This window comes from Ruegeria sp. YTSA144 (assembly GCF_059610125.1).
On record NZ_JBXWNA010000003.1, the window covers coordinates 1 to 14,059 of the forward strand.

Annotated in this window: 13 protein-coding genes and 1 tRNA gene; 5 read left to right on the plus strand and 9 right to left on the minus strand. The window is 58.5% G+C overall.

The window, feature by feature from the left end; genetic code table 11:
- The 5 genes from AC2FF8_RS08800 to AC2FF8_RS08820 form a co-directional block, all read right to left on the minus strand.
- Positions 1-75: transfer RNA gene (locus AC2FF8_RS08800), tRNA-Glu, on the minus strand.
- Between the two features lie 98 nt (positions 76-173).
- A complete protein-coding gene (gene recJ / locus AC2FF8_RS08805) occupies positions 174-1,916 on the minus strand; it encodes a single-stranded-DNA-specific exonuclease RecJ (protein WP_496879477.1) in 1,743 nt (580 codons plus the stop codon).
- Between the two features lie 93 nt (positions 1,917-2,009).
- Positions 2,010-2,993 carry a class II fructose-bisphosphatase gene (gene glpX, locus AC2FF8_RS08810; RefSeq protein ID WP_257600425.1) on the minus strand — a complete coding sequence of 328 codons (984 nt, stop codon included), beginning with the start codon at positions 2,991-2,993 and terminating at the stop codon, positions 2,010-2,012.
- 69 nt (positions 2,994-3,062) lie between these two features.
- Positions 3,063-4,349 carry a homoserine dehydrogenase gene (locus tag AC2FF8_RS08815; RefSeq protein WP_170346525.1) on the minus strand — a complete coding sequence of 429 codons (1,287 nt, stop codon included), beginning with the start codon at positions 4,347-4,349 and terminating at the stop codon, positions 3,063-3,065.
- 127 nt (positions 4,350-4,476) lie between these two features.
- Positions 4,477-4,725, minus strand: coding sequence for a hypothetical protein (locus AC2FF8_RS08820; protein ID WP_170346526.1), 249 nt, complete (start codon positions 4,723-4,725; stop codon positions 4,477-4,479).
- A gap of 102 nt (positions 4,726-4,827) precedes the next feature.
- On the opposite strand from AC2FF8_RS08820, the gene AC2FF8_RS08825 reads away from it, so the two are divergent.
- The gene (locus tag AC2FF8_RS08825) at positions 4,828-5,415 is read left to right on the plus strand and encodes a TetR/AcrR family transcriptional regulator (protein ID WP_152457537.1); all 588 of its coding nucleotides are present in this window, start codon (positions 4,828-4,830) and stop codon (positions 5,413-5,415) included.
- A gap of 21 nt (positions 5,416-5,436) precedes the next feature.
- On the opposite strand, the gene AC2FF8_RS08830 is transcribed toward AC2FF8_RS08825, so the two are convergent.
- Positions 5,437-6,348: a pirin family protein gene (locus AC2FF8_RS08830; protein WP_170346527.1), complete on the minus strand. Its 912-nt coding sequence runs from the start codon at positions 6,346-6,348 to the stop codon at positions 5,437-5,439.
- Positions 6,349-6,505: 157 nt separating this feature from the next.
- Here AC2FF8_RS08830 and AC2FF8_RS08835 point away from each other — a divergent pair, with 157 nt between their 5' ends.
- Positions 6,506-6,988: a hypothetical protein gene (locus tag AC2FF8_RS08835; protein WP_257600428.1), complete on the plus strand. Its 483-nt coding sequence runs from the start codon at positions 6,506-6,508 to the stop codon at positions 6,986-6,988.
- On the opposite strand, the gene AC2FF8_RS08840 is transcribed toward AC2FF8_RS08835, so the two are convergent.
- The 3 genes from AC2FF8_RS08840 to AC2FF8_RS08850 are packed head-to-tail and all read right to left on the minus strand — an operon-like array spanning position 6,947 to position 9,775.
- Positions 6,947-7,546 carry a TadE/TadG family type IV pilus assembly protein gene (locus AC2FF8_RS08840; protein WP_170346529.1) on the minus strand — a complete coding sequence of 200 codons (600 nt, stop codon included), beginning with the start codon at positions 7,544-7,546 and terminating at the stop codon, positions 6,947-6,949. The two genes, AC2FF8_RS08835 and AC2FF8_RS08840, sit on opposite strands and share 42 nt — an antisense overlap.
- 4 nt (positions 7,547-7,550) lie before the next feature.
- Positions 7,551-8,081: a TadE/TadG family type IV pilus assembly protein gene (locus AC2FF8_RS08845; RefSeq protein ID WP_170346530.1), complete on the minus strand. Its 531-nt coding sequence runs from the start codon at positions 8,079-8,081 to the stop codon at positions 7,551-7,553.
- Positions 8,078-9,775, minus strand: a complete 1,698-nt coding sequence (locus tag AC2FF8_RS08850; RefSeq protein WP_425078005.1) for a pilus assembly protein TadG-related protein — start codon at positions 9,773-9,775, stop codon at positions 8,078-8,080. The genes AC2FF8_RS08845 and AC2FF8_RS08850 overlap by 4 nt, the downstream gene beginning before the upstream one ends.
- Positions 9,776-10,108: 333 nt before the next feature.
- On the opposite strand from AC2FF8_RS08850, the gene AC2FF8_RS08855 reads away from it, so the two are divergent.
- From AC2FF8_RS08855 to dnaG, 3 genes are all read left to right on the plus strand, one after another.
- Positions 10,109-11,539: a Glu/Leu/Phe/Val family dehydrogenase gene (locus AC2FF8_RS08855; protein WP_496879478.1), complete on the plus strand. Its 1,431-nt coding sequence runs from the start codon at positions 10,109-10,111 to the stop codon at positions 11,537-11,539.
- A gap of 119 nt (positions 11,540-11,658) precedes the next feature.
- Positions 11,659-11,955: a hypothetical protein gene (locus AC2FF8_RS08860; RefSeq protein WP_152457544.1), complete on the plus strand. Its 297-nt coding sequence runs from the start codon at positions 11,659-11,661 to the stop codon at positions 11,953-11,955.
- A gap of 80 nt (positions 11,956-12,035) precedes the next feature.
- Positions 12,036-13,982, plus strand: coding sequence for a DNA primase (dnaG, locus tag AC2FF8_RS08865; protein ID WP_496879479.1), 1,947 nt, complete (start codon positions 12,036-12,038; stop codon positions 13,980-13,982).
- The last annotated feature ends 77 nt before the right edge of the window (positions 13,983-14,059 follow it).

The window sequence follows — 14,059 nt, forward strand, 5'->3', positions numbered from 1 at the left end:
TGGTAGCCCGTAGGGGAATCGAACCCCTCTTTCCAGGTTGAAAACCTGGCGTCCTAACCGATAGACGAACGGGCCACGCTGGCTTGTGGGGGGCCTTTTACGGTTTCACCGTGACCCCCGCAAGCCGAAAAACGCAGGGACTTGAAAGTTTTTTGCGCGGTCAGAGCGAGATGTCAATTTGCCTCTGCCGCGTCCTCGAGCCTGAGCTGCACGGATTGCCGTCCACCCCAGGTGTTCACCTCAAGCCGGCCTGCAAGATGAAAGCGTGCGCCACCATGATTTGACAGTTTCTCGCCCATCGGACCGTCAAAGGCACCAAAGGCAATCGCATCCAGCCCACCGCCCATGCCATCGGACAATGACAGCTTCAGGTGCGTTTCCCCCACACGTTTGGCAAAACGCACCTGTAGATCCGGAATCGCGTATCGCGGGGCAGGGGCTCCGGCGCCGAACGGTCCGGCCTGTTCGATCTGTTCGACCAACTCCACTGTTGCGGCACCGGGCATAAGGGCACCGTCCAGCTTCAAATCCGCCGGGCCGCCCTGACCTGCGCCTTGTTTTGCCAGCAGTTCACTGAGACGTTCCATTGCAGGTTCCAGTTTGTCGCGCATGACGGTAAGTCCAGCAGCCATCTTGTGACCACCGCCCTTGACCAGCAACCCTTCGGCCGCGAGCCGCTGGATCGACGCCCCCAGATCCACGCCCGAGACCGAACGCCCCGAGCCTTTGCCCTCATCACCGTCAAAACCGATCACGATGGCCGGACGGTTGGCGGTTTCTTTCAATCGAGACGCCACGATGCCCACCACCCCCGGATGCCAGCCCTCACCGGCGGCCCAGACCAGTGGCGCGTCGAGTCCGCGACCCTCGGCCTGCTCCATCGCGGCGGCGCGCACGGCGTTTTCGATATCCCGACGTTCTGTGTTCAGCGCGTCCAGACGTTCGGACAGGGCCTGTGCCTCGTGCAGGGAATCCGTGCTCAGCAGGCGGGCACCCAGATCGGCCTGCCCGATGCGACCACCTGCATTCACGCGGGGGCCAAGCAGAAAACCCAGGTGATAGCTGTTGGGCGCCGTATCCATGCGCGAGACATCGGACAATGCGACAAGTCCGGGGCGTTGCCTTTGCGCCATCACTTTCAGGCCTTGTCGAACCAGGGCGCGATTGGCGCCGATCAAAGGTGCAACGTCAGCCACGGTTGCCAGGGCCACCAGGTCCAGCATCGATATCAGGTCGGGCCCCTTTGCGCCTGCCGCGCGCAATTGGCGCCCAGCTTCGACCAGCATCAGAAACACGACGCCCGCCGCGCAGAAATAGCCCAGATCGCCGCTTTCATCCTGCCGGTTGGGATTCACGACGGCAACGCAGTCCGGCAGGGTTTCGCCGCCGAGGTGGTGATCCAGAACAATCACGTCCGCCCCCGTGGCTGCGGCAATCGGTTCATGGCTGAGCGTACCGCAATCGACGCAAATGATCAGGTCGTGGCTGGTTGCCAGTTCCCGCATTGCCGGAACATTCGGACCATACCCCTCATCAATCCGATCCGGCACATAAAGCGTCGCCTGCAAGCCCATCTGCCGAAGCCAGACCAACAGCAGCGCGGCAGAACTGCCGCCGTCAACATCGTAATCCGCGAACACCGCGATCTTCTCGCGACGGCGTACGGCGTCCAGGAAGCGTGCGGCCGCGACTTCCATGTCTTTCATGTCTCGAGGATCGGGCAGCAGCTCTTTGAGCTTGGGGTCCAGAAAGCCGCGCGCCTCCATGACCGGCACGCCACGACGGGCCAGAACCTGACATACCGCACGCGGCAGGTCGGTCTGTTGAGTCATCATCTCGGCAGCCCGTTCCAACTCGGCTTCCGGGCCAACCCAGCGCCGCCCGGTCAGTGATTGTTCTACGCCAAGAAAACCCATTGCCTGCCCCTTATGAACCAAGGCCGGATCCTTTCGGACCCGGCCTCTTCATCTTTTCCCAAATACTCCCGCCGGAGGCAACGGCGCAAGCCGTTAGGCGTTATCATGCGGCCACGTGGGGGTGCGATACGACATGCGGCGTACGGACCCGGTCTTTGAACGCATCAGCAGCGTCGTGGTTTCCACCCAACCCGGCTCGCGCTTGATGCGCGGCAACAGAGAACCGCCGGTCACACCCGTTGCGGCAAAGATCACATCCGCAGTCACCATCTCGTCCCGCGAATAGACCCGGTCCAGATCGGTGATGCCTGCCTTGGCGGCACGGCCTCGTTCGTCATCGTTGCGGAACAACAGACGACCAAAGATCTGTCCGCCCATGCATTTCAGCGCAGCAGCAGCCAACACCCCCTCGGGGGCGCCACCCTGGCCCATATACATATCGATACCGGTCACTTCGCTTTCCGCGCAATGCATGACGCCAGCCACATCACCATCGGTGATCAGGCGGATCGATGCTCCGGTTTCGCGCACTTCGGCAATCATGGCTTCATGGCGCGGGCGTTCCAGAATGCAGACGGTGATGTCCGCAGGCTTGCAGTTCTTGGCCTTTGCCAAGGCTTCCACCCGTTCGCGTGGAGACATGTCCAGACTGACGACGCCCTCGGGCAGGCCCGGACCAACGGCAAGCTTGTCCATGTAGACGTCGGGCGCATGCAGCATTGAGCCGCGCGGGCCCATGGCAATCACGGTCAGCGCGTTGGGCATATCCTTTGCGGTCAGCGTTGTGCCTTCCAGCGGGTCCAGCGCGATGTCCACGCCGGGGCCGTTTCCGGTGCCGACTTCTTCGCCGATATAAAGCATCGGAGCTTCGTCGCGTTCTCCTTCACCGATCACCACGACGCCAGCAATGTCCAGCAGGTTCAGCTGTTCGCGCATTGCATTCACGGCGGCCTGGTCGGCGGCTTTCTCGTCACCTCGCCCAACCAGAAAAGCCGAGGCCAGCGCAGCCTGTTCCGCCACCCTTGCCAGCCCCAGAGACAGCAGGCGGTCGTTGAAATCGGTTTTGGCAGCACTCATTGTTCAGTATCCTCTGGTCATTTAAGCCGTTTCTATGGGCATAGCTTGCGTTTCATGCAGGCCGCAAGTTCAAACCTCTTCAATCCGCAATGCGACGGGGGCACCGGCGACCACATCCGTTTCCCGGAAACCGTCCAGCGCAACGTCCAGCGCGGCGCGGGTGGTTTTGTGGGTAACGATCAACACAGGCGCCGTGCTTTCGGCATGGGCATACTGGCGCATCCTGTCTATGGAAACACCCGCATCGCCCAGAATGGCTGCAACCTTGGCCAGGGCGCCCGGTTTGTCCAACAGGCCCAGCCGCAGATAATAAGGCGCAGGCAGGCCCGTGACGGCGGGGGCCGCAGCCTCAAGCGTTTTGGCCGGTCGGCCAAAGGTCGGGATTTGCAGCCCGCGTGCCAGATCGCAGACGTCGCCCATCACGGCGCTGGCGGTCGGGCCCTCGCCTGCGCCGGGGCCGCGCAGAACAACTTGTTCCACCGCGTCGCCTTCGATCACCACCATGTTGGTGCCGCCTTCCAATTGACCCAGCGGCGAGTCGCTGGGCACAAGGCAAGGCTGCATGCGTTGCTCAAGCCCGCGCGCGGTGCGCTGTGCCACGCCCAGCAGCTTGATGCGAAAGCCCATATCCTCGGCCTGGTCGATATCGTCGAGGCTGATTTGCTGAATGCCTTCGATCTCAATCCCGTCGAAATTGGGCTTGGTGCCAAAAGCGATCGAGGCCAGCAAAGCCAGTTTGTGCGCGGCGTCGATGCCACCGACATCCAGATTGGGGTCGGCCTCAAGATACCCAAGTTCGGCGCATTCGTCGAACAGAGCGTTGTAGCCCTGACGCTGCGATTGCATCCGGGTCAGAATGTAGTTGCAGGTGCCGTTCATCACGCCCATCACGCGCGTGATCTCGTTTCCGGCCAGTCCTTCGGTCAGGGATTTGATTACGGGGATACCGCCCGCGACCGCGGCCTCAAACCGGATGACGCGACCTGCGGCTTCGGCCTGTTCGGCCAATTCCTGCCCGTGAATGGCCAGCAATGCCTTGTTGGCAGTCACGACGTCTTTGCCGCTGGCCAGCGCGGCTTCGACCGAGGCTTTGGCAGGGCCGTTTTCTCCGCCCATCAGTTCGACATAGACATCGATATCGTCGCGTTTTGCCAGCGCAACCGGGTCGGTTTCCCACGCATAATCCGACAGGTTCACGCCACGGTCCTTGTTTGGGTCCCGCGCAGATACGGCCACGATTTCAATCGACCGGCCCGTGCGCGCCTTCAGCAAATCTGCATGGCGGCGGACAATCTTGACGACACCCACGCCGACAGTTCCCAAGCCCGCAATTCCCAGCCGCAGTGCCTGTGTCATTTCGTGGGTTCCTTTCCGCTCGAAACTTGTCTGATTTCGGACGCCCGCCCGATCAGCGCTGCCTTATCGGGTTCAGGCCAAGGGTGCAATCCGTCACCGGGGGATTGTAGGCGTGAAATGCCGCGCTTTAGTTGGTTTGCGCGTTTTGCAGCGCCTGGGCCTTTTTCGCCAGCGCCTCGCTGCGCTGCGTCAGGTCTTCTTCCACCTCTGCGGCCTGGCTGACGGGATCAATCGAAGGCCCCAACGTTTCCTGCACCGGAACAAGACGCGGGTAGGGGGCCGATTTGACCGAGGCCGGTTCGCTGCCTTCAAGTTCGGGAAAGTCTGAACACCCGGCAAACACAAGAATAATAGGCAGAACAGGCAACAGTTTCATGTGGCACGCTTTTCGGTTTCGTTGGTCCTTTCGTGATGCACCTTTTGCCGGCGTCGATCAAGCGGGGTTCTATATGAACGTTTGTTCAGATACTGTGGGCGCATGGCACGTACTCAAGGCTCCCACTCTGATATCACAGGTCCGCGCATCCGAAAGGCGGCCCTGAACCTGTTTGCCCGCCACGGCTATGCGGCGGTTTCGATGCGGCAGATCGCGAAAGAGGTCGGCGTTCAGGCAGGGGCTTTGTACAATTACACGCCGGACAAGCAGAGTTTGCTGTACCGGTTGATGCGGGAACATATGCAGGATCTGCTTTCAGCGCTCAACGCGCTGGAGCGCTGCGATGACTGCCAGCAAGCGTTGCGCCGATTTGTCGGTTTTCACATTCGTTTCCACCTGCAACGCCCTGACGAGGTGTTCATCGCCTATATGGAGCTGCGCAACCTCTCACCCGAAAACTTCGCCGAAATCGAAGATCTTCGGCGTCAGTACGAAAACGCGCTGGAAGACATCCTTCACTCTGGCCAGCAGGCTGGTCAGTTTGCGATACCGGACACCAAGATCGCCACGCTGGCGGTGATTGCCATGTTGAACGGTGTGATGACCTGGTACAGGTCCGGAGGGCGGCTGTCACTGGACGAGGTCGAACAGATTTATTGGAACATGGTGCATAAGGCGGTGACGGCCTGAAACGGCCAGACCGTCACAGTGTCAGTGCGCAGGGCGAATGAAGGTCCCGTTGCGCAGGTCCCGAAAGGCTTGTTCAAGTTCGGCCCGCGTGTTCATCACAATGGGCCCGTGCCATGCGACGGGTTCATTGATCGGAGCCCCCGAGATCAGCAGAAACCGCACGCCTTCGGGGCCAGCCTGAACGGTGATTTCGTCCCCCGTTCCGAAACGGACAAGCGTGCGGTCACCCGACATATCCCGGATGTTCACCTCTTGCCCGGCGACCTCTTTCTCCAGCAGCACACCGGACGGGCGTGATGCATCTGCAAAGGCGGCCTGACCTTGAAAGACATAGGCGAAGGCTCGGCGGTAAGTGTCGATGCGGAACGTCTTTTTCACACCTGCGGGGACCGAGATGTCCAGATACTGCGGGTCTGCCGCAATGCCGTCCACGGGGCCGGTTTTGCCCCAGAACTCTCCGACAATCACCCGAACGGTGGTGCCGTCGTCATCAGTGACCTCGGGGATGTCCTTGCTTTGAACATCCTGATAGCGCGGGGCAGTCATCTTCTGATCCGAGGGCAGGTTGCCCCAAAGCTGAAATCCGTGCATCTGCCCCGAGGAGTTTCCCTGCGGCATCTCCTGATGCAGAATGCCGGACCCCGCTGTCATCCATTGCACGTCACCGGCGCCCAGAGTGCCGGTGTTGCCCAGCGAATCCGAATGCTCGACCGATCCGGCCAGAACATAGGTGATCGTCTCGATCCCGCGATGCGGATGCCAGGGAAAACCGGCCTGATAGTCCTGCGGGCGTTCGTTTCTGAAGTCGTCGAACAGCAGGAAAGGATCAAGTTCGGACGGGTCCTGAAACCCGAACGCGCGGTGAAGTTTCACGCCAGCCCCTTCCATCGTCGGGGTTGCCCTGCGTGTTTCCAGTGTGGGTCTAAGGGACATGTTGGCCTCCGGTTCGTTTGATCAGCATGTAACCTCTGCGTGAATGCGGTCAATTTGCGTGAACTAACCGGGGCTGTGCAAATTTGCGGCACAACCAAGCCCCTGTTGTTTCCCCCGGAAAATCGCTAAGCCGAAGCTGAACGGACAGGAGACATCCATGCAGGACGAAGTGCTGGCAACGATTCAGGCGTCATCCCCCAGACGGTGGACCGGAGTAGGGATGCTGTCGACGGTTGGTGCGCTGGTTACATATGTTGCTTTGGCATCGCCGCCAGAACCGGTGTGGCAGGTTTTTCTGTTTGCCGTTGGTGGCGCGTCGCTTTGGCTGGCCTATCGCGTTTGGCAGGCGACCCAGGACCATATTGAGCTGACTCAGTCGGAATTGCGTACCGGGTCAGGCCAGGTGATCGCAAAAGTGGACGATATTGAATCGGTGGATCGCGGTGCGTTTGCATTCAAGCCTTCAAACGGCTTTCTGGTTCGTACCAAGCACAAAGATACGAAACAATGGGCGCCCGGGTTGTGGTGGCGGATCGGTCACCGGGTCGGCGTGGGCGGCATGACGTCTGCCGCCGAGGCCAAGTTCATGTCAGAGGTTCTAAGCGCCATTATCCACGCAGACGACCGGAGGGCGCACTAGGTTGCAGGCGACCTTGGTGGAAAAGCGGGGACGGGTGAAGATGAAGTTCTGAAAGTTAATGCCGGTCGCCAGATCCCAACCGGGTTTGAACTGGGGAATATACTCGTTGGACGTTTCCACCAGAATGACCGTGTCCTGATCCGGCATTGGCGGCAGGCGGTTTGCGATTTCCTGGATGTTGTTGTCGTTCCATTCCGTGTCATAGCCGCGCACGGTCGACCAATCCACGTAATGGCGGTCGTCAGTCACGTCAAACCGGATCAGCGAGACACGCATGCGCACTTCAGACCGGTTGTTGATCATTTCGCCCATGAGCTCGTGAAGTGAGTCGATGTAGACATCCGTCACAGCGGCCGATTCACGTGAGATCAGATCGCTGACCGTATAGGCGGCCTTCAGGTTTGACGCGCTTTGACGAAACCCCTCGAATGCGGTGAACGTAAACGTAATCGTCCACAGCAACAGCGGGAAGATCATGATGGCCTCGACGGTCAGAATGCCACTTTCGTCCTGCTTGAAGGCCTTGATGCGGTTTTTCACGTTTCTGAATACAGACATAGCTTTACCGTGGCTCCTGCACGAATGCGGTCGTTGCGGTCACTGCATAGTGGCCGCTTTCGTCGACAACCGTGTTTGCGATGATCGAGCTTTCCAGAACCGGATCGATACGCAGGCAGGCACGCAAAATCATCAACTCGTTCGAGGCCCCGCTTTTGAAGTCGAGCACTGGTTTGGGGTCTTCGGAACTGTCGGTGCAGGGTATTTCGTCCGAAAGCACGATGCCATTGAATGCGTTCTGGCGGAGCATTTGCAGCCGCAGGTTGGTTTTACAATTCTTGATACCGGAAATGTCGCAAATCCGGTCCTTGATTACATCGTGGCTCCAGTTGGTGCCTGTGCCAAGACGGATATCCCGAACGACCAGGTCAACACCACGTTCCAGCGCGGCGTGCTTGGTGGTGATCAGTGACATCTCTCCACCGATACCAATGAATGCCAGGAAAAACGGAATGATCATGACAAATTCGATCGTCGCGTTCCCGGACTCGGATCGCTTGAAAGTACGGAGTTTTGACAGTGACTTGCGGATCATTGCGTCAGCCTCAATTTGCGGATGGACGAAGCAATCGCTGTAAACGCCTTGTCCAGATCCAATCCAGCTACATTGTGTACATGGCTGTCCGAGCTTGCGCAGGACTTGATGGTGTTCAAGCCGCTGGTGGGGGCCTCGAAAGCGATGCCATAGATGATGACACCCTTGTCTTTGGCGGCGCCACAGATACTGGCCGTGCGCGCGTTCTTTGTGGACGATCCCACTGACTTCCTTAGGCTGTAGTACCAGTTGTTCTCGTGGTTGCTTTGCCAGTAGAAGTTGTTCTTGGCGTTCCACCACAGCGAAGCCCGATTGAACAGTTCTGGATACGAAAGACGGGTGGCAGTTCCAACTTCTTCATTTGTCGGATTTTCATTCGGTGGATTGCCGAAAGGATGTTCTGCGGTAACGTAGTTGCCGTTTTCTTCGGTGTGTTGCATCCAAACCCACCGGTCCGGATTGTTCCCCTGCGGGTCATGGTAGTAGCGAATACTGTACTCACCTTTACTGCCATCCGCGCGTTCAAATTCTGGATTGAACCAGACGTCAGTCTGTCCGCTGCGAACCGACGGGTCCAACATGTACTGCGAGGTGTTTTGCCCGTCAGTCATTACGATCACGACCTTAAGCACGTCCGAGTCGTAAGATTCCGGGCGATTGGCAAATTTGGCAGGCACCTTGTTTTCGGTGGCCAGGGTGTTGATCACGGGCTTGAATGAAGGATCCAGCATGCCGACGCCCCATTTCATGCCAACATCAATGGATGTGTTGCCGCTTGCGGTCAGGGCATCGATACGATTGTGCAGATATTGGACGTTGTCGGTGACGGCTGTAATCTCACTGCCTGTGCGAACGGGGCAAACAAGGTAGGCAGGAGGTTCGCCATCAGTCGTCCGGCCGTTTACAGTTGCTCGCGTGTAACGCCATGGATCGAAATGTCCGGTGCGCTGATAAAAGGTAGTGGGATCAAGGGTTGCAGACCCAAATTGCCCCGAAGAAAAGTTCACGCAATGGGAATAGTTGTGCTCTGAGGTCACGTTGGTGAATTTGCCCAGGATATCCTGCCCGGCATTGACCTGCGTGGCATAGGGAACGATTGACATCGAAATCTTTGTTTCGCCCGATTCCTCAAGCATTTTCGTGACAAAACCTTTCGCCGCAGTCTTCAACACATCGATCTTCGATTTTCCGGCGGTCGCCGAAGACCGTGACATGGACCCGGACATGTCCAGAACCAACGATATTTCGACGGACCCGATGGATTCTATGGCGGTGCTTGCCGCTTTCATATTCAGTTCGGTAACTTTTCCGAACCTCATGAAACGCGTCGGAACAACGGCATTGGCGGTCGCGGCCACTTTTCTCGAGCCAAACCCTTCGGTGACGGTCACGGTTTTCTCAAGATGGCCCAACCCGGCCTTTTCCATATAGGCGTCGACAACGTCCTTGGGCGGCAGTTTCTGGTCAAGATCCGCGGCAGCAAGCACCGCGCGGTCCAGCGTGGATTGCAGGCTGGCCCGGTCGCGCTCGTACGTCATCAGATCCATCGCCATTCCGGTGATGGCCAGCATCAGGATCAAAATGAGCAGGGTGAATATCGTAAAAGTGCCGTCTTCTTCTCGGGAAAACAGCCGCAACCGGGAAATCTTGTGTTTCGGCTTCGAGCCGTCGTTCTGAAGCGAGAAAACTATCATTTGATGACTCCGCCTCGCACATACAAGTCGTGCGTCAAAGAAAGGAATTTCCGGTTAAATTTAGTTTTCAAACGTGGCGTGAATTGGGCGAAAAAGGCTTGGTTTTGGCCTTTTTGGGCGCTCAGGGGGTATAATTTTCACATTTTCCCATGGTCTGTCGATGAAATGAAGACAATCCGTTAAGCGATTGACCGGATTGGGCGACTCACCATCAGAAGCTCAAGTCTCTGTTAAGAAGGTGATGAAAAAAAGTGCATTGTTTGATTGCAGCCAGACTTGAGTGGTGCGACAAAACGTCGTGACGTTTCGTCATCCAGCGGTACGGAGGATTTTATGACCGGCATCCAAGAACCAAGCTTTCGCGAGAGTGTTGACCTGATGTTCAACAGGGCGGCCGCCCTGATGGAACTGCCGCCGGGGCTGGAGCAGAAGATCCGGGTTTGCAACGCGACCTACACCGTTCGGTTCGGTGTACGCCTGCGCGGCGAGATCCATACCTTCACCGGGTACAGGTCCGTCCATTCCGAACATATGGAGCCTGTCAAAGGCGGCATTCGCTATGCTACTGCGGTGAACCAGGATGAGGTCGAAGCGCTGGCTGCGCTGATGACGTACAAGTGTGCTCTTGTCGAAACACCGTTCGGCGGATCGAAAGGCGGGCTTTGCATCGATCCGCGGAAATACGAAGAACACGAACTGGAACAGATCACGCGACGCTTTGCCTATGAGCTTGCCAAGCGGGATCTGATCAACCCGTCGCAAAACGTTCCGGCACCCGACATGGGCACGGGCGAGCGCGAGATGGCCTGGATGGCCGACCAATACGCGCGGATGAACACCACCGACATCAATGCGCGTGCCTGTGTGACCGGTAAGCCATTGAACGCAGGTGGCATTGCCGGGCGGGTCGAGGCGACCGGACGCGGAATCCAATACGCTCTGCGCGAGTTTTTCCGTCACCCTGAAGACGTCCAGAAGGCTGGCCTGTCGGGCAAGCTGGATGGGAAGCGCGTCGTGGTGCAGGGGCTCGGCAACGTGGGCTATCACGCTGCGAAGTTTCTGAGCGAGGAAGACGGTTCAAGCATTGTGGGTATCATCGAATGGGACGGTGCGCTCTATAACCCGAATGGTATCGACGTCGAAGCCGTCCGCCAGTGGATCGTCAAGCATGGCGGCGTCAAGGATTATCCGGACGCGACTCATTCAGCGGAAGGCGCAAGTGTTCTGGAGGCCGAGTGTGACATCCTGATCCCGGCTGCCCTGGAGGGTGTCATCAATCTGTCCAATGCGGAACGGATCAAGGCCCCTTTGATCATCGAGGCCGCGAATGGCCCGGTCACCGCTGGCGCGGATGAGGTTCTTCGCAAGAAAGGCACCATCATCATCCCGGATATGTATGCCAACGCAGGCGGTGTGACGGTGTCTTATTTCGAATGGGTCAAGAATCTCAGCCACATTCGTTTCGGCCGGATGCAGCGTCGGCAGGAAGAAGCGCGGCATGAACTGATCGTCAGCGAGCTGGAGCGGCTGGACCGTTACCTGGGTGACGCGTGGTCGATGTCGCCGGACTTCAAGGCCAAATACCTCAAGGGTGCTGATGAGCTTGAACTGGTGCGCTCGGGCCTCGACGACACGATGCGTATTGCCTACCAGTCGATGCGTGAAGTGTGGCACAGCCGCGACGATGTCGAAGACCTGCGTACTGCGGCCTATATCGTGGCGATCGACCGCGTGGCCAAAAGCTATCGCGCCAAGGGCCTCTGAATCAGGCGGGCGGGGTGATCATTTCGCCCCGCCGCTGCGCGCTGCGGCTTGAATGTCGATGGCGGCCCGTTAGTTTGACGAATAATAGACACTCAGAGAAACGAATCCCGGAGACCTCCATGTTGCGTATAGCCATTGTCGCGGCTCTGCTGGCCACCCCTTTGGCCGCTCAGGAAACTAAGGAACAAAGCTGCAAGTATCAGGCGGATGTGGTGGCAGCGATCCAAAAGGCGCGGCTGGACCGTGTGAAGGAACGCGATGTGGCGCAAGCCGTGGCGGATAGTGGCCCGACATGGCCCGAGAACTACAATGCCGCGATTCCGCTGATCACGCCGTGGGTTTATGAACAAAAGATGCGCGATGTGCGCAAAAAGGATCTGGGCGCCGCTTGGCTTGAGCTGTGTTTGCAGCAATAATCCACAGCACCATCATTTCCCTGTGGACAAACGCGCGTCATACCCTTGGCGCGCGTTCCTGTTTCTGTCAGGTTTGATCCATGTCACTGCCCCCCGGATTTCTGGATGAACTGCGCACCCGCCTGAGCCTGTCTCAGGTCGTCGGGCGCAAGGTGATGTGGGATCAGCGCAAATCCAATCAAGGCAAGGGTGACATGTGGGCGCCTTGCCCGTTTCATCACGAAAAGACGGCCTCATTCCATGTCGATGATCAGAAGGGGTTTTATTACTGCTTCGGCTGTCACGCCAAGGGCGACGCGATCAGCTTCGTGAAAGAGACTGAGAATGTTTCGTTCATCGAAGCGGTGGAAATCCTCGCCCGCGAGGCTGGCATGCCGATGCCTGCGCGCGATCCGAAAGCGCAGGAAAAGCAGGATCGCCGCAGTCAGCTTGCCGATGTGATGGAACAGGCGGTGCAGTTTTTCCGCTTGCAGCTCAAAACAGCGGCGGGCGCAGAGGCACGGGATTACCTGTCGCGCCGGGGTTTGGATCAAAGCGCGCTGGATCGGTGGGAGATCGGGTTTGCTCCTGACGGTTGGCAGGCGCTTTGGGATCACCTGCGCGGCAAGAGCATCCAAGAGGAGCTGATCCTTGGCGCCGGGCTGGCCAAGCCTTCAAACAAAGGCAAAAAACCCTATGACACTTTCCGCAATCGGATCATGTACCCGATCCGTGATCCGCGTGGGCGCTGCATTGCGTTCGGTGGCCGCGCGATGGACCCGAATGACAACGCGAAATACCTGAACTCGCCCGAGACCGAGTTGTTCGACAAGGGGCGCAGCCTTTACAATCAAGGTCCTGCGCGGCAGGCGGCGGGCAAGGGGCAGCCGCTGATCGTGGCCGAAGGGTATATGGACGTGATCGCGCTGGCCGAGGCGGGGTTTGGCGCGTCGGTTGCGCCTTTGGGAACGGCCATTACGGAACATCAGTTGCAACTGCTCTGGCGGATCGCGGATGAACCGATCATAGCGCTGGACGGGGATGCCGCGGGTCTGCGGGCGGCCATGCGGGCGGTTGATCTGGCACTGCCGCTGCTGGAGGCCGGAAAATCCCTGCGGTTTGCCTTGATGCCCGAAGGCAAGGACCCGGACGATCTGTTGCGCGCCGAAGGGGCAGGGGCCGTGAGGGCCGTTCTGGAAGGGGCCGTGCCGATGGTCAAACTGCTGTGGCAGCGCGAGACCGAAGGAAAGGTATTCGACAGCCCGGAACGCAAGGCAGCATTGGACAAGGCGCTGTGGGACAAGATCAAGCTGATCCGGGATCCCTCGATCCGCCAGCATTACGGTCAGGAAATCAAAGATCTGCGCTGGCAACTGTTTCGCCCACAACGACAACCACAAAACCGTCGGTGGCAACCGCGGGGAAAATGGCAGCCGCCGCAGACCGCGACGCCGGGCGCGCGCAGTTCGTTTCTGGCCTCATCGGAAAACGCGGATATCCAGCTGCGTGAAGCCGCTATTCTGGCGATCTCAATTCTGAATCCCAAGGTTGTTGTCCAATTTGAGCAACAGTTGGAAGAAATGGAATGTCACAATCCTGACTATGCGGCATTGCGCGATGCTGTGCTGCGTCACGCGATCGATGATCCGGACAACCTGAAAGACCACATTATCGCATCAATGGGGCCGGACGCCCTTGAAAACCTGCTGACCCTTCGCCATGTGGCAGTCATCCCCTGTGTGTCCAAGCCAGGCGACGTTGAAAAGGCCGAGATGACACTGGCCGAGGAACTCGCAAAGATCAAAGCGCTCCGGGGGTTGGATGCCGAGATTGCCGAAGCGGCAGAGGAACTGTCCGATCTGCCCGATGAGGCGCTGACATACCGGCTGGCGCAAGCCGCCGAAGAGCGCAACCGCGCGAGTCGAAGCCAGAACGAGGATAGGGCCGTTTTCGACATTGCTGACAATGGGGCGCGAATCAATCGTGACGAGAAAGACGCGTTTGCGGCGATCATGTCTGGCATCAAATTCGAGCGGAAACGCCGATAAGTGGTGTTTTCGTAAGGCACTGGAAAAGAAAAACGGGTAAACGGGTGGCCGAATCACTTATACGCGCTAATGATTCG